This window comes from Planktothrix tepida PCC 9214 (assembly GCF_900009145.1).
In the GTDB taxonomy this organism is placed as follows: Bacteria; Cyanobacteriota; Cyanobacteriia; order Cyanobacteriales; family Microcoleaceae; genus Planktothrix; species Planktothrix tepida.
The window spans coordinates 1,416,124-1,439,297 of sequence record NZ_LN889782.1 but is presented as its reverse complement, the minus strand read 5'-3'; the positions used below and the strand labels follow the sequence as shown (position 1 = coordinate 1,439,297).

20 protein-coding genes are annotated in these 23,174 nt (G+C 40.8%); 8 read left to right on the top strand and 12 right to left on the bottom strand.

All coding sequences use genetic code 11. The features are described from left to right. The first annotated feature begins 46 nt into the window (after positions 1 to 46). Positions 47 to 763, top strand: a complete 717-nt coding sequence (locus PL9214_RS09255) for a hypothetical protein (RefSeq protein WP_186440319.1) — start codon at positions 47 to 49, stop codon at positions 761 to 763. A 153-nt stretch (positions 764 to 916) separates the two neighbouring features. On the opposite strand, the gene PL9214_RS32245 is transcribed toward PL9214_RS09255, so the two are convergent. The 4 genes from PL9214_RS32245 to PL9214_RS09235 all read right to left on the bottom strand — a co-directional run bounded on the left by PL9214_RS32245 (position 917) and on the right by PL9214_RS09235 (position 6,533). Next, positions 917 to 1,267 (bottom strand): hypothetical protein, encoded by a 351-nt coding sequence (locus PL9214_RS32245; protein ID WP_072718453.1) that lies wholly within the window; start codon positions 1,265 to 1,267, stop codon positions 917 to 919. Positions 1,268 to 1,386: 119 nt separating this feature from the next. After that, entirely contained in the window at positions 1,387 to 2,469 is a 1,083-nt protein-coding gene (locus PL9214_RS09245) for a DUF3474 domain-containing protein (protein WP_072718452.1), read from the bottom strand. A 195-nt stretch (positions 2,470 to 2,664) separates the two neighbouring features. Further along, on the bottom strand, positions 2,665 to 5,931 hold the full coding sequence (locus PL9214_RS09240; RefSeq protein ID WP_186440318.1) for a peptidase: 3,267 nt from the start codon (positions 5,929 to 5,931) through the stop codon (positions 2,665 to 2,667). Positions 5,932 to 6,149: 218 nt separating this feature from the next. Next, the gene (locus PL9214_RS09235; RefSeq protein ID WP_072718450.1) at positions 6,150 to 6,533 is read right to left on the bottom strand and encodes a helix-turn-helix domain-containing protein; all 384 of its coding nucleotides are present in this window, start codon (positions 6,531 to 6,533) and stop codon (positions 6,150 to 6,152) included. Between the two features lie 63 nt (positions 6,534 to 6,596). On the opposite strand from PL9214_RS09235, the gene PL9214_RS31180 reads away from it, so the two are divergent. Further along, positions 6,597 to 6,740, top strand: coding sequence for a hypothetical protein (locus PL9214_RS31180; RefSeq protein ID WP_186440317.1), 144 nt, complete (start codon positions 6,597 to 6,599; stop codon positions 6,738 to 6,740). 264 nt (positions 6,741 to 7,004) lie between these two features. Here PL9214_RS31180 and PL9214_RS09230 read toward each other — a convergent pair whose 3' ends face one another. The 3 genes from PL9214_RS09230 to PL9214_RS32680 are packed head-to-tail and all read right to left on the bottom strand — an operon-like array spanning position 7,005 to position 7,715. Next, positions 7,005 to 7,424 (bottom strand): helix-turn-helix domain-containing protein, encoded by a 420-nt coding sequence (locus PL9214_RS09230; protein ID WP_072718733.1) that lies wholly within the window; start codon positions 7,422 to 7,424, stop codon positions 7,005 to 7,007. Next, positions 7,408 to 7,623, bottom strand: a complete 216-nt coding sequence (locus PL9214_RS09225) for a type II toxin-antitoxin system HigB family toxin (protein ID WP_245824223.1) — start codon at positions 7,621 to 7,623, stop codon at positions 7,408 to 7,410. Before PL9214_RS09225 ends, PL9214_RS09230 begins: the two co-directional genes overlap by 17 nt. After that, on the bottom strand, positions 7,593 to 7,715 hold the full coding sequence (locus PL9214_RS32680) for a hypothetical protein (protein WP_281250319.1): 123 nt from the start codon (positions 7,713 to 7,715) through the stop codon (positions 7,593 to 7,595). The genes PL9214_RS09225 and PL9214_RS32680 overlap by 31 nt, the downstream gene beginning before the upstream one ends. A gap of 442 nt (positions 7,716 to 8,157) precedes the next feature. On the opposite strand from PL9214_RS32680, the gene PL9214_RS09220 reads away from it, so the two are divergent. Continuing rightward, a complete protein-coding gene (locus tag PL9214_RS09220) occupies positions 8,158 to 8,844 on the top strand; it encodes a diacylglycerol/polyprenol kinase family protein (protein ID WP_072718448.1) in 687 nt (228 codons plus the stop codon). 100 nt (positions 8,845 to 8,944) lie between these two features. Here PL9214_RS09220 and PL9214_RS31175 read toward each other — a convergent pair whose 3' ends face one another. From PL9214_RS31175 to PL9214_RS09210, 3 genes are all read right to left on the bottom strand, one after another. After that, on the bottom strand, positions 8,945 to 9,094 hold the full coding sequence (locus PL9214_RS31175; RefSeq protein WP_186440316.1) for a hypothetical protein: 150 nt from the start codon (positions 9,092 to 9,094) through the stop codon (positions 8,945 to 8,947). A gap of 238 nt (positions 9,095 to 9,332) precedes the next feature. Then, entirely contained in the window at positions 9,333 to 9,830 is a 498-nt protein-coding gene (locus PL9214_RS09215) for a 2TM domain-containing protein (RefSeq protein WP_072718447.1), read from the bottom strand. Positions 9,831 to 10,055: 225 nt separating this feature from the next. After that, positions 10,056 to 11,621 carry a PQQ-binding-like beta-propeller repeat protein gene (locus tag PL9214_RS09210; protein WP_072718446.1) on the bottom strand — a complete coding sequence of 522 codons (1,566 nt, stop codon included), beginning with the start codon at positions 11,619 to 11,621 and terminating at the stop codon, positions 10,056 to 10,058. A 215-nt stretch (positions 11,622 to 11,836) separates the two neighbouring features. On the opposite strand from PL9214_RS09210, the gene PL9214_RS09205 reads away from it, so the two are divergent. Next, positions 11,837 to 13,906: a thioredoxin domain-containing protein gene (locus PL9214_RS09205; RefSeq protein ID WP_072718445.1), complete on the top strand. Its 2,070-nt coding sequence runs from the start codon at positions 11,837 to 11,839 to the stop codon at positions 13,904 to 13,906. A gap of 85 nt (positions 13,907 to 13,991) precedes the next feature. Here PL9214_RS09205 and PL9214_RS09200 read toward each other — a convergent pair whose 3' ends face one another. Next, on the bottom strand, positions 13,992 to 14,423 hold the full coding sequence (locus PL9214_RS09200) for a universal stress protein (RefSeq protein ID WP_072718444.1): 432 nt from the start codon (positions 14,421 to 14,423) through the stop codon (positions 13,992 to 13,994). A gap of 121 nt (positions 14,424 to 14,544) precedes the next feature. After that, entirely contained in the window at positions 14,545 to 15,840 is a 1,296-nt protein-coding gene (gene hisD, locus PL9214_RS09195; protein ID WP_072718732.1) for a histidinol dehydrogenase, read from the bottom strand. Between the two features lie 352 nt (positions 15,841 to 16,192). On the opposite strand from hisD, the gene rpsT reads away from it, so the two are divergent. The 4 genes from rpsT (at position 16,193) to PL9214_RS09175 (ending at position 23,036) form a co-directional block, all read left to right on the top strand. Continuing rightward, positions 16,193 to 16,489, top strand: a complete 297-nt coding sequence (gene rpsT / locus PL9214_RS09190) for a 30S ribosomal protein S20 (protein WP_072718443.1) — start codon at positions 16,193 to 16,195, stop codon at positions 16,487 to 16,489. Between the two features lie 173 nt (positions 16,490 to 16,662). Continuing rightward, the gene (locus tag PL9214_RS09185; RefSeq protein WP_072718442.1) at positions 16,663 to 17,442 is read left to right on the top strand and encodes a TatD family hydrolase; all 780 of its coding nucleotides are present in this window, start codon (positions 16,663 to 16,665) and stop codon (positions 17,440 to 17,442) included. Between the two features lie 207 nt (positions 17,443 to 17,649). Further along, positions 17,650 to 20,967 (top strand): DNA-directed RNA polymerase subunit beta, encoded by a 3,318-nt coding sequence (gene rpoB / locus PL9214_RS09180; RefSeq protein WP_072718441.1) that lies wholly within the window; start codon positions 17,650 to 17,652, stop codon positions 20,965 to 20,967. Between the two features lie 170 nt (positions 20,968 to 21,137). After that, the gene (locus PL9214_RS09175) at positions 21,138 to 23,036 is read left to right on the top strand and encodes a DNA-directed RNA polymerase subunit gamma (RefSeq protein ID WP_072718440.1); all 1,899 of its coding nucleotides are present in this window, start codon (positions 21,138 to 21,140) and stop codon (positions 23,034 to 23,036) included. Positions 23,037 to 23,174: the final 138 nt, after the last annotated feature.

Genomic DNA, 23,174 nt, shown 5'->3' with positions numbered 1-23,174 from the left:
AACCCTAAAAACCAGTAAATATTTAATAGTCAACCGGGTAAGAATAATGATGAAATTATTAGGATTTGTCGCCGTTGCAGGAACGTTTCTGAATGTTACACCCCAAATTAATGTTGTAGCCTCGGTTCCTAGCCATCCTCCGATACAATTGGCTCAAAATTCTAATTCCTCTGCTTCTATTCAAGGCTATTGTTTTTCAGTTGCTGATGATAATATGGACTCCATTGCCCGGATTTATATTGAGGGAAATAAAGTCACGGGTCGAGTGGAAGCTACAATTCATAATCAAAAAGAATCTTATTATACGTCCTATACTCAAACGTTACAAGGAACGAAAAATGGGAATAAATTATCCTTAAATGTTACCACAAAAATTGAGTTAGATACTCAAAAAACTAAAGAAACCTGGACGTTAACAGGTGATTCTTTGAATACGGGACGAGTAGTTTATCAAAAACAACCGTGTTTAGTTTCTCAAATTCGTTTCGCACCGGGGAAAAATTCAGCTACTGTGTCTCAATCTGTTGTTCGAGGAAGTCGAGACATTTATTTATTAAAAGCGAATCAAGGCCAGAGAATGGATCTTAAAATGACCTCGTTAGAAAATAACGCTGTTTTTGATGTTATCGCTCCCAATGGACAGGTTTTAAAAACAGAAGCCACCCAATCTAGTTTAAAGTTACCCGCAACGGGAACGTATGAAATTATTGTTGGGGGAACTCGTGGGAATGCAACCTATCAATTAAACGTTAAAATTCAATAATTACAGTTATCAGTTATCAGTTATCAGTTATCAGTAGAGACGTGCCATGGCGCGTCTGTACCAGTTATCAGTAGAGACGTGCCATGGCGCGTCTGTACCAGTTATCAGTTATCAGTTATCAGTTTGTAGGGAGGGGTTAAGCCAGATTTTTAGTTATAATGTTTGAATAGCCTTTTTTAAGGTTTCTTTATTTAACGGTTGATTCAATTTAGGGACATCATCAACGTTATTTTTAGAAAAACGAGCTAGTGCTAATGGGGCGATCGCATCGCTAGACGAATTATTAGCCATTAAAATAGAATTATTGAGGATATCTAACTGAGCATCAACAATTTCATCATCTGTTTCATACCAACTGGCGATCGCAACGGATAACGTTTCAATCTCATCCGGTAGCGGTTCAATTACAGCAAGTAATTCTTGACGTTTTGACTCGGTAAATAATTGAGGTTGTTGCTGTAACAGTTGCAGAAAGGCTTCTAGGTTTTGCTGGTAAAAAGACATAAACAGATATTCTCACCCCATATAAAATTGTTCATATCAAATTCAGAGTTAATTTTTCAACTTTTAGAAAAAAAAACGGGATTTCTAATCTGAAACCCCGCTTCTGAATTGATCAGTTTTTAATCAACGGTTTTGTCAGAATTCCAACCGGATTGATAATAGACTTTTGAACCGTTATCAGGAACAAAATGACAAGACCAATAGGATTGAATAAAACTCTTCCAAATCGGTTCAGTTGAGTAACGATAATAGTCACCTAAAAGGGGTTTAATCGCTTCTGTGGCTGTTCTTAAATGATAGTGGGGAATACTCAAGAAAATGTGGTGAGCAACGTGAGTCCCAATATCATGATGAATCGGGTTAATAAACCCATAATCTCGGTCAATGGTCGATAATGCTCCTTTAAGGAAATTCCAATCATCCCCCCGATACCAGGGAATATCGGCTTCGGTATGATGTAAGTAAGTGACCAAATCCAGCCACATGACAAATACTAAATAGGGCATGAAATAGTATTTGACAAAAAATAGCCATCCAAACTGATAAGTTAGGAATCCTAAAAACCCTACCATGACAATCATCAGGGATGTACTGGTAATAATATCCCATTTTTCCGACGGTTTAAATAGGGGGCTACTGGGAAGAAAATGAGACCCTTGACGATTGGGAGAGCGCCGAAATAGATAAATCGGATAAGCCAGTAACGGGATATAAAAGCGAAATAGCTTTTCATACCAAGGCATGATATTAAACTTAGTTTCCGTCACCGGATACCAACTTTCATCCGTGTCAATATTTCCGGTATTTCCGTGATGGGTTCTGTGGCTAATTCGCCAACCGTGATAGGGGACAAGAATGGGGATATGGGAGAGATGGCCAATTAAGTTATTTAGCCATTTGATTTTTGAGAAAGACCCATGACCGCAATCATGGCCGACAACGAATAAGGCCCAAAACATCGTTCCTTGCATCACCCAGAAAATGGGGAAAAATAGCCAAGAATCGAGTTTATAGGCGATGAAATAAAGGGCTGCAATGATGGAAATATCAATAAAGAAGTAACTCAGAGATTTCCACACCGAGGGTTCAAAGCAGTAGGCGGGAATCGCAGCTTTCACATCTTGAAGAGTAAAGGGTAACTCTGAGGTTGTACTCGGTAAGGGGTTTAGGGTTGACTGGTTAGAACGATTGGATAATTGCACGAAATTTTGATTTGACCTTGTGAACAATCCCCAGTTTTGTGGTCATCCCGAATTGAATCGCAAACATCAGGATTTGGGATGCCAACCTAAACTGCGGGTTCTGAACGGAATTTATTTTACCGTTATTAGACGTTCATTTTTGCAATAAATCTTAAATTGGGTTCAGAGTTGGGCCAATTTCAGGAAATTTGGGGATCATGAATCATATTTAAAGTGTTCCAGTTTAGGAACGCCAAACCAAAAATCTGTAGGAATTAGGGGTTCAATGGAGGAATCGTTACCGCCGACTTGATTCGTGCGGAGAATCCAGACATAAGCTCCTAATTGTAGAAAGATCATGGCGATTTGATCGTTAATTAATCGAGGTAATAAAGATCGCCAACTATCCGCTAATCGAGATAAGGTTTTTAAAGGGGTTTCTTCTGGAAAACGACCTAAAGTTGGGGCACTGTATTGCCAATCTTTCCTGACTTTTCCCATCGGCGTTAAGATCTTTTCTAAACTTCTCACTAAGGTATTTAATTGGAAGAATCGTTCGGTTTGTTCATGGTCAGGATTTTCTCGCAACCATTTCATTAATAAGGGATTTAATTCAAATTGAGCCAGCATTCGTCTGAGAGATAAGTACAAGGCTTGACTGGAATCTTGAGAACAGGAATTAATCGCACTGACAAAGGTGGTTCCGGTACCATCTCCAATGCGATATCGAGCCGTCATAATATCAAGTTCATTAATCACCACATCCAAGGGAGAAAATTTGAACCCATCAAAATCATAATCTTGAGTTAGGGGAGGAAATTTAATCAGAATATCGGTAAAAGGACGACATCCTAACCATCCAAATTGACGATCTCCTGCGTACCGTGTCCAGTCTAAATTTGCTGAAATAATCCCATCACAATTATGGGTATAAATTTGGCGATACTCAATATTAAAGCGTAACTCTTGGGTGATGCGATCGCGCACAACCGTAGCTATGCCATAGGCAAAATGTCCGAAGTAAATCCCAAAGGGAGTATGATCTCCATTCGGCCCTCCAATGCCTCCATAAACGTGCATTAATAAAGCGCGATCACCTTCTTGCCAAAGGGATTCAGGATGGACAGAATAAATCGAATTCTCCTGATTAGGATTGAGTAAAATCGTCTTAATTTCCCCTTTGGGGGTAACTTTATTTTTCCAGTATTCATGATTAATATAATCTAGGGTTTGTTGTTGTCCAGAAATCACAACATCTGGATTGAGGGAAAATAATCGACGAGGGGCGAGTGCTTGGACAACAAATTGACCATCAATATTTTTTTGCCCAAAAATATACCATCCTGAAGGATTAATCGGAGAGTGTTCTAAATCTTGATTAACCGAAGACAAAATCTCATCTCGATTAGCTATCACAGAAGGCAAATAGACTTTTTCTTCAGAGCCGTCAAATCCTTGAGATTGGGGTTGATAATGACGAACTAAAAAGATGTCTTTTCCTAAATTTTTAACAAACGTAACTAATCCATAAAATCGACCTGTAATTTCTACAGGATCATGCTGAATATAGAGACTTGGAGGTTCTGCTCCGGTATCTTTTAAAAGCACAGGCTCTTTTAACAAAACAATCACATCATCCTGGGGTCTAGCTCCTGCGATGGATTCTAAGGGGTCAACTTTTGACCAACCATTAATCCGTTCCGGGTGAATATTTCCCTGGGATTCACTTACTCTGACCTGATCAATAAAGTTTAAATCTTGGGTAACTAATTGCACTCTTAATTTAACAGCAGGGTTGTCAAAATCCCATCTCAAATTGACAATTTGCCCGATTCGATGTTGATTTTTATCATCCGCATGATAAATTTCAAACAACACGCCTTTGACGCGCTGACGTTCTGATTCTTCGGGTAAAATTAAGCGACCTATCCACGTTCCTACGGGTTGATAATATTGAGAATTAAGGGTTTGTTGAATCGGATAATAATTAATTTGATTAAAAGGAGCTTGTTTGTAGCGTTCATAGTTACTGGGTTTTTTAAACGTCTCCGGTGGTAACCCGGTCAGTTCCCAATTTTCTAATAAAATTCCGGTGACAATATCAACGGTTTGTTCGAGAAATGTTTTACCATTCGGGAGCTTCTCATCTCCCATCGGGCCACCCATCATATTGTGTCCGACGGGCCCTAAAGAAATAAAACTAATTTTTCCTCGGCGTTTGGCACAATTCCAATTAGATAATAACGCAATTGGCCAGCGTCCAGGGAAAATAATTGCACCCACTTTTTCAACACTATCTTTTTCACCAACAAGATGATAGAGATGTTCTGTCACCATTGCCCCCGTATTTCCACTGATGACCCCTGCAATAGAAATCACCGTAATCGGAGCATTAAGGGTGCGTTTGAGGAAGGTTGCAGCCCCCATCGACATCTGACCCCCACCGCTATAGCCAATTAACGTCACCGGAATCGAACTACCGAGGGGATAACCATAATTGAGTAAACTATTATACAAAACCTGTGCTAAACCTTGATTTTGAATCGGGCCATAACGAGGATCGGCTGAAACAGCCACTGCAACAACATTTCGAGCATTAATAATAAACCCAATGGGATTAGCAGGATTGTTAACCGCCATTGAATCTACAATGCGCCACAAAAAGGCGAAGGGTCGATTTTTAGTTAAGGGCTTATTGGTGACAGAATAGGGCATAATCCCTTTAACAATGGCAATATTATCAGGAGTTGCTGTTGCTAAATCATCTAAAAAGCGTTCAACTTCGGGTAAATATTGATAGGAACCTTGATTGATGCCATCTAAATACACAACATAATGATTGATGGGAGTATCTGGGCAAGCTTCTTCTACTAATTGCCCAGGATTTTGTAACGGTTGAGATCCATACCATCCTGCCCACCAGCTTAAGGATTCTAGGGGCGTTAAAATAATAGAAATTAACAGGGCGATTAAACTATATTGAATTAATTTTAAACCTAATCGGAAAGAATCATTTAATAATCCAAACCAGATGTAAAAAGGATTTTTATCAGTGGGGGTCAAGATTAAAACTAATAATAAAGCTAAGGCAGCTATAGCAATAAATTTAATCCAAGATGAGGGTTTTCGTTGGGGTGTTTCTTCTTGCTGTTCTGCTTCTAACCAAAGTTCTTTACCAACAGTAACCAGTTGCGGATCACTGCCATCCATGAGCATTTGTTCTAATTGTTTTGGGTCTGTAATTAATGAAGTACCCGCCGCCCAATTTGATAACCAGCGGCTAAATGCTAAAATCGGACGACCAATGGTTCGTTGCAGAATTTGTAAGACAACCCACCCGATTAAAGTACAAATAAAAGCTGACCAATCATCAAAAATGGCAATGGTTTCTAATCCTACAAATTGAGCGAGTAAACTCCAAATTGAAAGCAATACCCCAATGGCAATTCCTAAATAAGGTAAACCAATTAAAAACCCTAACATTTGGGGGGCGTAACTCAGCCCTACAATTGTAAAAATCAAACTAAAACTGAGTGGAATCTTGAAAACCAAACTACTGGTAATCCAAATACTTGTTGCCCATAATCCATAACTGAGCGTAAAANCTAAATAATATTTTTTCTGCTCTTCATTGTCTGTTGGTCTTTCCCTGGGCTGTTCATAGCTATCTACTACTAACTCAAATTCCAGCAGAATTTTTTCTACCCACTCCCAATCACTCTCGTTTTTTTTACTTGCTCAAGTAAACTTGCTGGTAGTAATTCTCTCAAGATTTTTATCCAGTTATGGAAAATATCATTCGCTGTTGATTCACTCACTTCAAACTGTAACCCTAACATTTGAAATGTGGGCATTTGATGCAGATAAATTAGAGTCAGTAAGATTTGTTCCTCCACAGATAATTTCTGCCGACGACCCCCACCTGCTTTAATCAACCTGATTTTAGTTTTTTCTTGTTCCTGTCGTTTTTCTTCTTCTAATAACTCCGCAGCTTGAATGAGTTCTATTAGCTGTTCATATTCCATCCCTAATAGCCTTTTTGCTTGCTGGGGGTTCTTGTCCAGATACTCTCTTAATTTACTCATCTCTAATCCGGGGTAAAATTTAATTTTATCATCTTGTTACCCCTCCTTTTTTCTATTTCGGAGATGTCTTTTGAACCCATTAGCTTAAGTTTGAATAGTGCAGAACCCATTATGGCTACTGCCTTGAAAGTGGGTGATAATTATTTAGGAATTGTAGCTGGCATTATTCCTGATAACTTAACTGTCGATGTTTTTGTGAGTGTATAAATTTAACTTAAATATCCATAAGAGCGTAGGGGCGGGTTCTGAAATAATATTCAATTCTCAGTAATAATATTACTAAACCCGCCCTTCTTAAAAGCGATCGCATTTTTACTATTAACCCGTATTCAAACAATAAAATTGATTAGAGGTTAAAAAATGCGATCGCCTTTGCAAAAAAAAGAGTGATCGCCCTTCTTCCCTCTATATTTATCTGTGGTAAAAAAGAGCGATCTCCTTTCTAAATCGGACAGGCGATCACTTTTGCTGTTAGATAGACTGCGATCGCGATTCGAGAAATAAACTAATATCGACTTGGAAAAAGTCGGCAATTTTTCTGGCTTCATCTATTTCAAACACCCGGCGATTACCCATAATTTCCTCAACCTTTTTTTCGGTTCCCAAAACTGGAATTAAGTCAGATTTATCTAAATTTCTCGCATCCATTAAGTGTCGCAACATTGAGGCAGAATTTTCTGGGGGAATGGAATAATTTTCAGATTCAAATTTTTCAATTAACGTTATCAAAAGCTCCAGAAATATATCTTCTTCCGGCGTTCTATCGGGGCTGTGTTCTAGTTCGCAAGCCAGAGCGATCGCTGCATCGTTTTCTGCTTCAGTTGCGATCGGTTTTGGTTGATATCGAACAAGTAAATCTGTATAAGATTTTGCATCAAAAGTACGGATCATTTTTCCACTCATCCTTATCATACTCAGCGTGAGTCAAAACATATTTGATGTAGATCCTTTGAGAATCGTAAACCAAATCAACTATCAGCCGATATCGATTTCCCTTAATATTAAATACTGTAAAACTTCCAACTGCTTCAGCTTTTGGATAAGTCTGCTGAACATCAATTAGGTTCTGCCATTCAGCTTTACTTGACACTCTGTACCAGTCATAAAGTGCATCACAGGAATCCGCATGGCTTTCACAGAAATCTCGCAGGATTTTTCGGCTGATAACACGCATTTCGCCATTTTTTCTAAACTAAACCAGATTTTGTTCTGAACTTACGCATTTGTCATATTATAAACATTTATAAGTGCGATCGCAATATCATAGCCATAACGACNATCAATTTCAATCTTATTTTCCCAATGGATAACTCTACTTTTTATTACTTGTTGATTTCGGAGAGTGACAGAAGAGGGATATTATATCATAAACTTATTTGATAAATAAATTTTCTGCTAATGTTTATAAACTTAAACAATCTTGCTAAACCATCCCTTCTCTTAGAAGCGATCGCATTTTTACTATTAACCCGTATTCAAACCATAAAATTGATTAGAGGTTAAAAAATGCGATCTTGTTTATTTATCTTTACATACTTAAAAAGAATAAAGGTTAGAGGAATTCTGAAAATACAACAATCAGCGTATACTAATAGTTTAGGTTAATTTACACCCGATTAATTCCATGCCGAGTTTAACTGAAATTCCTTCTTTAGGATTCCAAATCACGTTAGTTGCGGTTTGGTTAGGTTTAATCTTAGTAATAGCAGAAGGACTCAACCGCGTTTTTTCAGTAAATGCTGAAGTCTCCCGAAAAATTGTGCATATCGGAACTGGAAATGTGATATTATTAGCTTGGTGGTTAAATATTCCCGCATGGGTGGGAATTGCAGCCAGTGTAATTTCAGGGATCATTGCTATTATTTCCTATCAAACTCCAATTCTTCCCAGTATTAATAGTGTGGGACGCAACAGTTTAGGAACGTTTTTCTATGCCATTAGTATTGGGGTTTTAATCGGTTGGTTTTGGACAATTCAACAACCTCAATATGCTGCTTTAGGGATTTTAATCATGGCTTGGGGGGATGGTTTAGCCGCCGTGATTGGTCAACAATGGGGTAAACATCAATATTGTTTTTTAGGAAGTTCCAAAAGTTGGGAAGGTTCCCTAACCATGCTATTCGTTAGTTTTATTATTTCCCTTACCATTTTATTAGTTATTCAGGGCAATGATCAACCAACTTGGATAATTTCAATAGTTGTAGCCCTTGTAGCAACGACGTTAGAAAGCTTTTCAAAATATGGGATTGATAATCTTACTGTTCCATTTGGAAGTGCGTCCTTAGCTTTTTTTCTCAATCAAATCCTCTAAAAAGATTAATCCCCCGTAAAGCATTACGAGGGATTTAAAGTGATCTTGAAAGCGGGAGAAAAAACAAGGGGTAATCACACATTCAATTGTGTTGTTATCTTTAGTGTTTCCAACGCGGATCTTTGTTGGGAGTTCCTTCAAAGGGTTGGGTACCGACTGCGGGGTACATATCATCACTGACGACAAACATCCGTCCTGCGGCTTCCGTCAGATAGGTCATCATTTCTTTAACAGATTTTAAGATGTTCATACTGCCTCACCTCATAAGAATCAGTCAGTCTTCTATACTTATTATTTTAGGGGAAAAATTAGAAAGTGTGTCAGTTTGCAACATTTATTTGCACTCAGTTCAAGTTTACATTTGTTTAACTTATGCAATATATTTTAATTGTTAGAAATACTTAAGCCTGAAAGGGAGAAACGGATGTAAAGAGGTAAATTTACTGATCTCTACATCAGTTTCTTGGCGAGTTCTTCTATTTTATCCGTTAAGACTGCAATCCTTTTAAAACTTTATCAGCAAAAGCATTAATAGATTTCCCAACGGTTTTTTTCAATCGCCATGCTTTGAAAGCCGTTTCATAATCCTCTCCTTCCGTTTGATAAGTTTTCCAGGCTCTGAGGGTTAAAAATAATCCCCAAAATAGAAAGACAAACGCTGCAAATCCAATACTATGAGCAATCACCAGATTAATTAAAATCAAGAAACCATTAACAATGGCAAACTGAATTAAATTTTGTTTCAGTCGATTTCGACGATAGGCATTAAAGACTAACTTTTCATCGGCTTCTTGTTTCTGTAACTGCCATTGCTGTTCAGCCAGTTCTAAATCCTGGTAAGAAATTCCTAAATCTTTAGCAATTTCTAACAAATCTTGACGGGTCATTTCCTCATTATCTTGTTTGCGACAAATGGCAATATAGAGAATTTCTTGTATATCTTCCTGTAAATAAGTACGGGTGATTTGAGTATCTGAGTTTGTCATAGCAATTATCCTAATCTCCTTATTAGAAGTTGTAGACATCAAGGTCTATTTAGAAGTGATTCTGAAGGGGTCTGAGTTTCGTTTATCGAGGACTCCAACGCCTTGACTCAGAATGACCTCTTGGAATGAATCTACTCACCTACTTTTATAGTAACTAGACTTAGAAAATTTTGCAGAGGTTCACACCCAAAACTAGATCATTAAGGCGAAACTACGTTTAGTCATTTAACCCAAAGTATATAATCCCCCATCCCGTCCACAAATCATAACCTGACCCTGCCAAACTACAGGAGTTGACTCGAAAGAAACCCCCGGTTTAAATCGTCCCGTTTGTTCGACTCTTAAGCGATAATATTCCCCCCGTTGGTTAGGAATTACATTGCTTTGATTGGCTCTCGCTTCTTCCCAATATAAATTAAATAAATAAACTCCATCATATCCAGCCGTAATTAATTTATAACCATCGGTAAAAATAGGTGTTGAAATTGAAGCTCCTATTTTCTTTTGTGCTAAAATGATAGGAGTTTTATATTGTCCGGTTCCTAACGGCCCATTCACGGTTTTTCCAGTCGTAATGGTTTGAGAGCCAATATATAAATATCCATCAATGGCATTGGTGGCAAAAATAGCCGGAAATCCATCGGGATTGTATTCATCATTCAACGCCACAGAACCAATAACACCGCCATTCCAGGTATTAAAACTTTGATTTTTAGTCGGTAAAAACCAGTCCACACTATCTTTCGGTTCTCGGTTAGGATTTAGTTTCAAAACCCCTCCATTTCCCGGAATATATTGTTTTTCAATAGCACAAAATAACTTTCCATCTTGAGAAATAACCGCCGAACCATCAATATCGGAACCTGTATAAAAATCCCAAATAATTTTTCGTGTTTTTAAATCAATTCCATAAATATGTCCAGAACCCGATGCCATAAAAATTCGATTTCCTAACCGCGAGGGAGAAGATTCACTGACTAAATTTCCACCATGTCGGCTACTGTCTCCATCTCCATAGAGTTTTACTTCCGATAAAATTTGAGGTTGTAAAAATCCTGATTTTTTTTCCGCCGTTTTAACCGAACTATTGAGAAAATAACCAATCGCATTTTCCCCAGCATTAAAAATGACACCATCTCCTAAATATAAAGGAGAACTATCGTTATCTCGACTATAACTTGGGGTGGGACGTAAATCTAATTTCCAGAGTTCTTTCCCAGTCCTAAAGGAAATTGCCCGAAAACTGGTGGCTAATCCGCCTTTAGATAAACTACTACGGCTGCCTTGTAAAACAACAATACGATTCTCATCCGTTGCAGTTTCATCAATATAAATACTGGATGTTCCTTTAATCACATCATCAAATTTATACCTCCAAATTTCCTGCTGTGTCTCTAATTCTATTTTTCTTAAATAATGGTCAAAAGCCCCTATAATTAAATAGGTTTTTCCTCGATCTCTTGTAATTGTGGGTTGTCCTGTCCATCCTGCCCCACTCCAAACTTTACGAGTTCGTCCGACATAAGTAACCCCTGTTCCCAAGGGAAATTTATGAATTTGTTTAATATTTTCCGGCACACCTTGACCATAAAAACGCCGTTGATCATTTCCTAAATAGGTGGGGACTAAAAGTTCAATTTCTGGATCTAAAATTGATAATAATGTCTTTAATTCCTGTTGAATTTCGGCTTCTGTTGTGTTAAAATTAAAAAGTTTAGAAATAGATGGAGGAATTAATGAGCCTAGAGAAAAATAAGCAGCGAGTTGATTAAACTGTCGGCGAGAAACCATAATTTTAAAACCCTAAATATAATAAATAATCTCCGTAGAGACGTGCCTTGGCGGAGCCATGCCGTAAGGCTTTTGGCGCGTCTCTACCCAGACTTAATATTAAACCATAAATTCCTAATACCTAACTCAACCTCAATTAATACCCACCAATCAGCAAATCAAAATGTTAAACTAAAGAAATTGATTGAATCTTAATAAATTTTTAGGTATTTCTCATGGTTAATCGCCTTTCTGAATCCAAAAGCCTCTATCTTCGGAAACACGCAGAAAATCCAATTGATTGGTGGCCTTGGTGTGACGAGGCTTTAGAAACAGCACGGTTAGCCAATAAACCGATTTTTCTATCTATTGGTTATTCGAGTTGTCATTGGTGCACCGTGATGGAAGGAGAGGCATTTTCTGACCCAGGAATTGCCCAATATATGAATCAAAATTTCCTCCCCATTAAAGTAGATCGAGAAGAACGACCCGAAATTGATAGTATTTATATGCAAGCTTTACAAATGATGACGGGTCAAGGAGGATGGCCGTTAAATATTTTCCTAACCCCTGATGAACGAATTCCCTTTTATGGTGGAACTTATTTTCCTTTAGAACCTCGTTATGGTAGACCTGGATTTTTAGAAGTTTTACAAGCAATTCGTCGATTTTATGACTTAGAAAAAACTAAATTGCAAGCGTTTAAAGATGAAATCATGACGCATTTGCAACAAGCTACACTCTTACCGATTTCTGAATTAACGGAAGATTTATTACAAAAAGGATTAGAAGCTAATACCGGGGTTGTTAGCCGTAATGAATATGGGGGGCCAAGGTTTCCCATGATTCCTTATGCTGACATGGCATTGCGAAGAATTCGGTTTAATATTGAGGATCAATATGATGCCAAACAAGCTTGTACCCAACGGGGTTTAGACTTAGCATTAGGGGGAATTTATGATCATGTAGCCGGAGGATTTCATCGCTATACCGTTGACCCGACTTGGACAGTTCCCCACTTTGAAAAAATGCTTTATGATAATGGACAAATTGTTGAATATTTAGCGAATTTATGGAGTGCGGGAATTCAAAAACCGGCTTTTAAACGGTCAATTCAAGGAACTGTAGCTTGGTTAAAACGGGAAATGACGGCTCCAGAAGGGTATTTTTATGCGTCTCAAGATGCCGATAATTTTACCTCTTCTAACGAATCAGAACCAGAAGAAGGAGCCTTTTATGTTTGGCATAATAGCGAACTAGAACAATTTTTGACTCCCGAAGAATATGCCGTCTTGCAAGAACAATTTACTATTACAAAAGCCGGAAATTTTGAAGGAAAAAATGTTTTACAAAGAACAAATTCAGATGAGTTAAGTAATATTATTGAATCTGCTTTAGCCAAACTTTTTAAAGTTCGCTATGGAGAATTACCAGAAACAGTAAAAACCTTTGCTCCTGCTCGAAATAATCAAGAAGCAAAAACCCATCATTGGTTAGGAAGAATTCCCCCCGTTACAGATACTAAAATGATCGTAGCGTGGAATAGTTTAATGATTTCTGGTTTAGCCACAGCCGCGAGAGTTTTGGGAGACGTTGAATATTTAGAATTAGCTACAAAAGCCACTCAATTTATTCTTAAAAACCAGTGGATAGACGGACGCTTACATCGTGTGAATTATGAAGGACAACCGGACGTTGTTGCTCAATCTGAAGATTATGCGTTATTCATTAAAGCGTTGATTGATTTATATCAAGCGAGTTTAACGGTAACAACTGATTTTGTACAGTCAGATTATTGGTTAGAACAGGCAAAAAAAGTTCAAGAAGAATTTAATAATTTACTCTGGAGTGTGGAATTGGGAGGATATTTTAATACCGCTAAAGACATGGGAGAAGATTTATTAATTCGCGAACGCAGCTATATTGATAATGCCACTCCAGCCGCCAATGGGGTAGCAATTTCTAATTTAGTCCGTCTGTTTCTATTAACAGAAAATCTGGAACTTTTAGATTTAGCTGAACCAGGGTTAACTGCCTTTAGTTCCGTGATGCAAAAATCCCCCCAAGCCTGTCCCAGTTTATTTACAGCATTAGATTGGTATCGGAATAATACTTTAGTTAGAACTTCTCTCGAACAAATTTCAGCATTGAGTGTTCAATATTTCCCCGCTACTATTTTTAAAGCAGATCATACCCTTCCTAATGATATTATCGGGTTAGTTTGTCAGGGATTAAAATGTAACAAACCTGCCCAAAGTTCTGAGGAAATGTTACAACAATTGCAAGCCAGTCAATCTCGTTCCTAATCAGAAATACAATTATCAACGCGACAGATGATCCCCCCAACGTTCCTTAATACGGGGGGAGATATGTACCGATCGCAACGTTCAACTAATCCTCAACTTCCTTAACCACCCAAACCGAACAATTGGCTTCCGAAACCACCTGAGAACTCACCGACCCTTGTAAAATTCGTTTGACCCCCGTTAGTCCCCGACTACCAATGATAATCAAATCCGCTTGATAAATATTCGCTAACCGAATAATTTCCTCTGCTGGGTCACCCGCCACAATTTCAATTTCACTTTCACAATCTAACTGATCCTGATAACCTCGAAGTTGCTTTTCAATATGACGATAAGGAAACTCATCACTACCCAGATGAGGTCTATCAGCCACCAGATCAAAATCCGATGCCACCGTTGGCACAACATGAGAGAAGATCACGTTTGTTGTGGGTTGCAATTGTAGTTGGCTTAGTGCCTCAATCACAAACTTCGCAGTCGGTGAATCATCCACAGCAACCAAAATCGTATTCAGCACAGCAACGTCTCCTCTAAAACAATTGAAAAATCTGGAATTTGAAATCTAGCAGGACTCAAACTCCTATTCTAAAGGCAAGACGTTACACATCCCCATGAATGTTGAGAGAAAGTTGCTGATTCTAAGGTTCCGTTCTCAGCCGTACCGAGTCCCCATGAGACGGTAAACCTTCGGCGGTGGTCAAAACTTGAATAGCCCCAGCCACCTTCTGTAAAGCCGTTGGAGAATACTGAATTAAACTCGAATGTTTCATAAAGGTTTCCACCCCTAACGCTGAGGCATAACGGGCAGCGCCGGATGTCGGTAAAGTATGGTTAGGGCCAGCTAAATAATCCCCAACAGCTTCCGGTGTTGAACACCCTAAAAAGATAGCCCCGGCATGGCGAATACTTTCGAGTAAATCCCAAGGTTCAGCCACTTCTAATTCCAAGTGTTCGGGGGCAAACTCATTGGACAATTGAGCCGCCGCCTCTAAGGATTCGACGACGACCACTAAACCATAATGGGCAATCGCTTTTTCGGTTAAGGTGCGTCGGGGATGGTTCACTAACTGTCGTTCCACTTCAGCCACTACTTGTCGGGCTAAAGCTGAATCCGTTGTTAATAAAATTGCAGCCGCTAAGGTATCGTGTTCGGCTTGGGCTAATAAATCCGCCGCCACATGAATCGGGTTCGCCACACTATCCGCAATCACTAAAACTTCCGATGGCCCCGCCAGGGAATCAATGCCCACGGTTCCATAAACTAATTTTTTGGCCAACGTCACATAAATATTGCCAGGGCCGGTAATCACATCCACCTTCGGGATGGTTTCCGTACCATAGGCCAAAGCGGCAACAGCCTGTGCCCCCCCAACCCGATAAATTTCATGAACCCCAGCTTCCTGAGCCGCGACTAAAACCGCCGGATTCATTTTATGCTCTGGCCCTGGGGGTGTCACCATGACAATCCGAGGAACCTTGGCCACTTGAGCCGGAACCGCATTCATCAACACGGTACTGGGGTACGAAGCTTTACCCCCCGGTACATAAAGTCCAGCCCGATCAACGGGAGTATATCGTTTTCCGAGAACCACCTCGTCATCTTCAAACTGAACCCAAGACTTGGGAATCCGTTGGCGGTGAAAGGCTTCAATTTGTTTGCGGGCTAACTGGATCGCATCGAGTAATTCTTTAGACACTTGTTGGTAAGCTGCGTCTAACTCTGAACCACTCACCCGCAATTCGTCTAATGTTAAGGTCTGTTGATCAAATTCTTCCGTGTAGTGGAGAAGTGCTTTATCTCCTTGACGCCGAACTGTTTGCAGCACCTCCCGCACCGTTGCCTCTTTATGGATCATCGTGTCATCATGGGTACGGTCAGAGATCCGTCGCAATTCAGCTTGTGCTTCAACCCACTGAGTAATAATTCGCAGCATGGTGATTCGGAGTGCCAACCTTAAGAAACTAGGGCCGAGATAGGAAACAGACAACAAGGATTCACTTTCTAAGGGCTGGGCCAAACTGACCACAGTTTCAGAACTTATCCCCCTTGCTTCCTTGCCAATACTCAGGGGATACATACCCCATTGAGTATAGCATAAAAAGCTGTCCTTCTAGGATGGGGCTTGAAACCCATTTTTTTTGCTAGAATGCCAGAGTCGAGAATTTTTTGGCTTCCTGTGAGTCCATAGGAAGTGGGGTTGAATTTGACAAAATAAATGTTATAGTAGTAGGTCTGTAACTTAGTATCTCTAATCGGAATACCTGCGTCTTCTTCAACCAGAACCTATGGCCAATATTAAATCTGCTGTCAAACGAGTCGAAATTGCAGAGCGCAATCGGTTGCGTAACAAATCGTACAAGTCAGCCGTTAAAACCTTAATGAAAAAATGTCTGACCTCAGTTGATAAATACGGGGCTGACCCTACAACCGATAATCTCGCCGCCGTCAATCAACAAATGTCGGCTGCCTTTAGTAAAATTGACAAAGCTGTCAAAAAAGGGGTTCTGCATCCTAACAATGGTGCACGCAAAAAATCTCGCTTGGCAAGAGCCTTAAAGCGTCACCAAACCGTTGCTGCCTAACCCATCAGTTATCAGTAAACAGTTATCAGTAAACAGTGAAGAGTCAACAGTCAATCGTGAAGAGTCAACAGTGAAGCGTCAACAGTTGTCAATTGTGAACCCGCAAGAAAGCGGAACACAACGGATTACTGATTACTGATAACTAATAACTGATTACTGTGACTATACAGACTATGCAACTGATTGATACCCACGTTCATATTAATTTTAAAGAATTGGCATCCGACTTAGAGGCAATTCGACAAAGATGGCAAGAAGCGGGAGTCGTTCGTTTAGTGCATTCTTGTGTTCACCCTGGAGAATTTCAGGAGATACAGGATATTGCTAATCAAGTCCCCGAACTCAGCTTTGCTGTTGGGTTGCATCCGTTGGATAGCCAACTCTGGAATTCTACCTCGGCGGAAACCATTACCCAACTCGCCCAATCCGATGATAGAGTCGTTGCCATTGGCGAAATGGGGCTTGATTTTTATAAAGCCGATAACCGAGAGCAACAAATCCAGGTGTTCACCGAACAGCTAGAAATTGCCTATCGATTGAATAAACCTGTGATCATTCACTGTCGGGATGCAGCCGCAACCATGATTCATCTCTTACAAAAATTTTGGGAACAACGGGGGACAGTTTCTGGAGTGATGCACTGTTGGGGAGGAACCCCGGAAGAACAAGAGCAGTTTTTGGCGTTAGGGTTGTATATCAGCTTTAGTGGAACCGTGACGTTTAAAAAAGCAATTGCCATTCAAGACTCCGCTCGTCAAGTTCCATCTAATCGGATTTTAGTCGAAACGGATTGTCCTTTTCTAGCCCCTGTTCCTAAACGCGGAAAACGCAACGAACCTGCCTTTGTGCGTCATGTTGCAGAAACGGTTGCTCAACTGCGGAACATTCCCCTAGAAACCCTCTGTCAACAAACCACCCATAATGCTTGTCAACTGTTTCAATTATCAGTATAGAGACGTGCGGGGAGCCTAATACAGTTATCAGTTATCAGTCATCAGTCATCAGTTATGAGTTTTGTGGTTTTTAGCTAACATTTATAAACGACTAACTATCAACCATTAACTCTTCATTGATAACTGATAACTGATAACTGATAACTGATAACTGATAACTGATAACTGATAACTGATAACTGATAACTGATAACTAATAACTGATAAATGGCAAATCTAACCCACAACGAACCTACTTTTTTGCTTCCTGACTTAATTGAAATTCAACGGTCAAGCTTTCGTTGGTTTTTGGAAGCGGGGCTGATTGAAGAATTAGAAAGTTTCTCTCCGATTACCGACTATACCGGTAAATTGGAACTGCATTTTTTAGCCAAAGACTATAAACTCAAACGCCCTAAATATGACGTTGATGAAGCGAAACGGCGGGATAGTACCTATGCCGTTCAGATGTATGTTCCCACTCGTTTAATTAATAAAGAAACTGGAGAGATTAAAGAACAAGAAGTCTTTATTGGAGACTTACCCTTGATGACAGAACGGGGAACCTTTATCATCAACGGGGCAGAACGAGTTATTGTTAATCAAATTGTCAGAAGTCCGGGGGTTTATTATAAATCTGAAATTGATAAAAACGGACGGCGGACTTATAGCGCGTCCTTAATTCCTAACCGAGGGGCTTGGTTAAAATTTGAAACCGATAAAAATGATTTAGTGTGGGTGAGAATTGATAAAACCCGAAAACTATCAGCCCAAGTTTTATTAAAAGCTTTGGGTCTTACTAATAACGAAATTTTTGATGCGTTACGCCATCCCGAATACTTTGAAAAAACCATTGAACGGGAAGGAGAATTTACCGAAGACGACGCCTTAATGGAACTGTACCGCAAACTCCGTCCTGGGGAACCCCCAACGGTAGCCGGAGGGGAACAGTTACTCAATAACCGTTTCTTCGATGCCAAACGCTATGATTTGGGTCGGGTGGGACGCTATAAACTCAATAAAAAACTGCGGTTGACCATTCCTGATACCACACGGGTTTTGACCTCTACTGATATTCTGGCGGCTATCGATTATTTAGTTAACTTGGAATACGATATCGGCGAAACCGATGATATTGACCACTTAGGAAATCGTCGGGTACGTTCGGTGGGTGAACTGCTGCAAAACCAAGTCCGGGTTGGGTTAAACCGTTTAGAACGGATTATTCGGGAACGGATGACGGTGAGTGATGCTGATGCTTTAACTCCTGCGTCTTTGGTTAACCCCAAACCCCTTGTTGCCGCGATTAAAGAGTTTTTCGGTAGTTCTCAATTATCGCAGTTTATGGATCAGACAAATCCCTTGGCGGAACTGACCCATAAACGTCGTTTATCCGCCCTTGGCCCTGGAGGATTAACCCGTGAACGGGCGGGGTTTGCTGTTCGAGATATTCACCCTAGCCACTACGGTCGGATTTGTCCCATTGAAACCCCAGAGGGGCCAAACGCCGGATTAATTGGGTCTTTGGCAACCTTAGCACGGGTCAATCCCTACGGATTTATTGCCACTCCTTACAATAAAGTTGAGAATGGCAAAGTCCGCCGAGATTTACCTGCGGTGTACATGACCGCCGACGAAGAAGACGATTTGCGGGTCGCGCCGGGGGATATCCGCACCGATGCCGAGGGGACAATTTTAGGAGATATTGTTCCAGTACGGTATCGCCAGGAATTCACAACAACGACTCCCACCCAGGTAGACTATGCTGCCGTGTCTCCGGTGCAAATCGTGTCTGTAGCAACCTCTTTAATTCCTTTCCTCGAACACGACGACGCTAACCGAGCTTTGATGGGGTCTAATATGCAGCGTCAGGCTGTACCTTTGTTACGTCCTGAACGGCCCTTAGTAGGAACGGGATTAGAAGCTCAAGCAGCCCGTGACAGTGGGATGGTGATTGTGTCTCGGACAGATGGGGAGGTTAGTTATATTGACGGGTCTTGTATTCGAGTTATCGATAACAACGGTAAGGAATACGAATATGAGTTACAGAAATATCAACGTTCTAACCAAGATACTTGTTTAAACCAGCGTCCGTTGGTTTATGAAGGAGATCAGGTTGTGGCAGGTCAGGTGTTAGCCGATGGTTCCTCAACGGAAGGGGCAGAACTCGCCCTCGGTCACAATATCTTAGTCACCTATATGCCTTGGGAAGGGTATAACTACGAAGACGCGATTTTAATTAGTGAGCGTCTCGTTCAACAAGATATTTACACCTCCATCCACGTTGAAAAATACGAAATTGAAGCTCGACAAACCAAACTCGGCCCGGAAGAAATTACCCGTGAAATTCCTAACGTTGGGGAAGATTCCCTGCGTCAACTCGATGGTAGTGGAATTATCCGAGTTGGAGCTTGGGTTGAGTCTGGCGATATTTTAGTCGGGAAAGTCACTCCCAAAGGGGAATCTGACCAACCCCCGGAAGAAAAACTCCTGCGGGCGATTTTCGGAGAAAAAGCACGGGATGTGCGCGATAACTCCCTGCGGGTTCCCAACGGTGAAAAAGGTCGGGTTGTGGATGTGCGGGTGTTTACTCGTGAACAAGGAGACGAACTTCCCCCCGGTGCCAATATGGTGGTGCGGGTCTATGTTGCCCAAAAACGCAAAATCCAAGTTGGGGATAAAATGGCCGGACGACACGGAAATAAAGGAATTGTGTCTCGGATTTTGCCCATTGAGGATATGCCCTATTTGCCCGATGGTCGCCCAGTGGATATTGTGTTAAATCCTTTGGGTGTACCCAGCCGGATGAACGTCGGTCAAATCTTTGAGTGTTTATTAGGGTGGGCGGGTCAAAACCTGAAAAAACGGTTTAAAGTCGTTCCCTTTGATGAAATGCACGGGTCTGAAATGTCACGGGAAACGGTTCATGCGAAATTACGCGAAGCCCGTGATAAGGTCAAGAAAAATTGGTTATTTGATGAAAATTATCCGGGGAAAACCTTAGTTTATGATGGTCGCACTGGAGAACCCTTTGACCAACCCGTGACTGTCGGTATTGCCTATATGCTGAAACTGGTTCACTTAGTCGATGATAAGATTCACGCCCGGTCTACTGGCCCTTACTCGTTGGTAACGCAACAACCCTTGGGAGGGAAAGCGCAACAAGGAGGTCAACGGTTTGGAGAAATGGAGGTGTGGGCGTTGGAAGCCTTTGGGGCCGCTTATACCTTACAGGAGTTGTTAACGGTCAAATCCGACGATATGCAAGGACGCAACGAAGCCCTCAACGCTATTGTTAAGGGCAAAACCATTCCCCGTCCCGGAACACCAGAATCCTTCAAAGTGTTGATGCGGGAGTTGCAATCTTTGTGTTTGGATATTGCGGTACATAAAGTGGAAACCACCGACGAAGGAGGAAGTCGAGATGTGGAAGTAGACTTAATGGCTGATATCCCCGCCACCCGCATGACCTACACAGCCAATAACTTTGCCCCCGCTAAACCCACTTATGACTTAAGTAGTTCAGTGGAAGAAGAAGACGAATAATCAGTGTAGAGACGCGCCATGGCGCGTCTCTACCAGTTGTCAGTTGTCAATGAAGAGTTGATGGTTGATAGTTAGTCGTTTATAAATGTTAGCTAAAAACCACATAACTGATAACTGATAACTGATAACTGATAACTGATAACTGATAACTGATAACTGATAACTGAAACATGGCTAAACTTGAACAACGGTTTGATTACGTTAAAATTGGATTAGCGTCTCCAGAACGAATTCGTCAGTGGGGAGAGAGAACGCTGCCGAATGGTCAAGTGGTGGGAGAAGTCACCAAACCCGAAACCATCAATTACAGAACGCTAAAACCGGAGATGGATGGGTTATTTTGTGAACGAATTTTTGGCCCTGCCAAGGATTGGGAATGCCATTGTGGAAAATATAAACGGGTCAGACATCGTGGAATTGTCTGCGAACGCTGTGGCGTAGAAGTCACAGAATCCCGTGTCCGTCGCCATCGCATGGGTTATATCAAATTAGCGGCTCCGGTTACCCATGTTTGGTATCTCAAAGGGATTCCGAGTTATATGGCTATTCTATTAGATATGCCATTACGGGATGTGGAGCAAGTGGTTTATTTTAACGCCTATGTGGTGTTAAATCCAGGAAACCATGATAGCTTGTCCTATAAACAGTTATTAACAGAAGATACTTGGTTAGAAATTGAAGACCAAATTTATAGTGAAGAATCCACTTTAACGGGAATTGAAGTGGGAATTGGGGCGGAAGCCATTGCCCGTTTATTAGAGGATATCCCCTTAGAAGAAGAAGCCGAAAAACTGCGAGAAGAAATTGCCGTAGCTAAAGGACAAAAACGCGCCAAACTAATTAAACGGCTGCGGGTAATTGATAACTTTGTGGCAACGGGTTCTAAACCAGATTGGATGGTTTTGAATGTAATTCCCGTCATTCCTCCTGATTTACGCCCGATGGTGCAGTTGGATGGGGGACGATTTGCCACCTCGGATTTAAACGATTTATATCGTCGGGTGATTAACCGCAATAATCGATTAGCTCGATTACAAGAAATTCTAGCTCCTGAAATTATTATCCGTAACGAAAAACGGATGTTACAGGAGGCGGTTGATGCCTTAATTGATAACGGTCGTCGGGGTCGGACGGTAGTTGGAGCTAATAATCGACCGTTAAAATCTTTGTCGGATATTATTGAAGGGAAGCAGGGACGATTCCGCCAAAACTTATTAGGAAAACGGGTAGATTATTCCGGTCGTTCTGTCATCGTGGTGGGGCCCAAATTAAAAATGCACCAGTGCGGTTTACCCCGTGAAATGGCGATTGAATTGTTCCAACCCTTTGTGATTAATCGCTTAATTCGTCAAGGATTAGTCAATAATATTAAAGCGGCGAAAAAACTGATTCAACGCAACGATGCCAGTGTTTGGGATGTTTTAGAAGAAGTGATTTCAGGACATCCGGTGATGTTAAACCGTGCCCCGACCTTGCACCGTTTAGGGATTCAAGCCTTTGAACCCATTTTAGTCGATGGTCGGGCGATTCAGTTGCATCCGTTAGTGTGTCCAGCCTTTAACGCGGACTTTGACGGTGACCAAATGGCCGTTCACGTTCCCCTCTCCATTGAATCTCAAGCTGAAGCCCGATTGTTGATGTTAGCTTCCAATAATATTCTATCTCCGGCGACGGGACGACCGATTGTTACCCCCAGTCAGGATATGGTCTTGGGATGTTACTATCTAACCGCAGAAAATCCAAAATTTAAAGATCAAAAAGAGCGTTATTTTGCCGATTTGGAGGATGTCATTGTTGCTTATCAACAAGGGTCTTTAGAGTTACATTCCTATGTGATGGTACGCTTTGAGGGGGAAATGTTATCCGATGAAGCAGAACAGGTCAATATTGAACAGGAGGATGCCATCACTGGGATAATTACTAAAACCTATGTGGGTAAGAAAACGGGTAAACTCTTACGTCGAGTTCGAGAAGATAAGGAGGGTAATATTCTAACTCAATATATTCGTACCACCCCAGGACGGGTGATTTTCAATAAAACCGTGTTTTCAGTCATCAATAATCAGTAAAGCGTGAATTGTTAATCATTAATAGTCTTGAGTTAACAGCTAACAACGATTAACTCAAGACTAAAGATTAAAATTCAAAACTTAAAACTGAGTACAGACGCGCCATGGCGCGTCTCTACCACTGATTGCTGAAAAGAC

Coding starts and splice junctions, on each gene's coding strand:
- PL9214_RS09255 (WP_186440319.1), top strand. CDS start 47: ATGATGAAATTATTAGGATTTGTCGCCGTTGCAGGAACGTTTCTGAAT.
- PL9214_RS32245 (WP_072718453.1), bottom strand. CDS start 1,267: ATGTCTTTTTACCAGCAAAACCTAGAAGCCTTTCTGCAACTGTTACAG.
- PL9214_RS09240 (WP_186440318.1), bottom strand. CDS start 5,931: ATGTTAGGGTTTTTAATTGGTTTACCTTATTTAGGAATTGCCATTGGG.
- PL9214_RS09235 (WP_072718450.1), bottom strand. CDS start 6,533: ATGAGTAAATTAAGAGAGTATCTGGACAAGAACCCCCAGCAAGCAAAA.
- PL9214_RS31180 (WP_186440317.1), top strand. CDS start 6,597: ATGTCTTTTGAACCCATTAGCTTAAGTTTGAATAGTGCAGAACCCATT.
- PL9214_RS09230 (WP_072718733.1), bottom strand. CDS start 7,424: ATGATCCGTACTTTTGATGCAAAATCTTATACAGATTTACTTGTTCGA.
- PL9214_RS32680 (WP_281250319.1), bottom strand. CDS start 7,715: ATGGCGAAATGCGTGTTATCAGCCGAAAAATCCTGCGAGATTTCTGTG.
- PL9214_RS09220 (WP_072718448.1), top strand. CDS start 8,158: ATGCCGAGTTTAACTGAAATTCCTTCTTTAGGATTCCAAATCACGTTA.
- PL9214_RS31175 (WP_186440316.1), bottom strand. CDS start 9,094: ATGAACATCTTAAAATCTGTTAAAGAAATGATGACCTATCTGACGGAA.
- PL9214_RS09215 (WP_072718447.1), bottom strand. CDS start 9,830: ATGACAAACTCAGATACTCAAATCACCCGTACTTATTTACAGGAAGAT.
- PL9214_RS09210 (WP_072718446.1), bottom strand. CDS start 11,621: ATGGTTTCTCGCCGACAGTTTAATCAACTCGCTGCTTATTTTTCTCTA.
- PL9214_RS09205 (WP_072718445.1), top strand. CDS start 11,837: ATGGTTAATCGCCTTTCTGAATCCAAAAGCCTCTATCTTCGGAAACAC.
- hisD (WP_072718732.1), bottom strand. CDS start 15,840: ATGCTGCGAATTATTACTCAGTGGGTTGAAGCACAAGCTGAATTGCGA.
- rpsT (WP_072718443.1), top strand. CDS start 16,193: ATGGCCAATATTAAATCTGCTGTCAAACGAGTCGAAATTGCAGAGCGC.
- PL9214_RS09185 (WP_072718442.1), top strand. CDS start 16,663: ATGCAACTGATTGATACCCACGTTCATATTAATTTTAAAGAATTGGCA.
- rpoB (WP_072718441.1), top strand. CDS start 17,650: ATGGCAAATCTAACCCACAACGAACCTACTTTTTTGCTTCCTGACTTA.
- PL9214_RS09175 (WP_072718440.1), top strand. CDS start 21,138: ATGGCTAAACTTGAACAACGGTTTGATTACGTTAAAATTGGATTAGCG.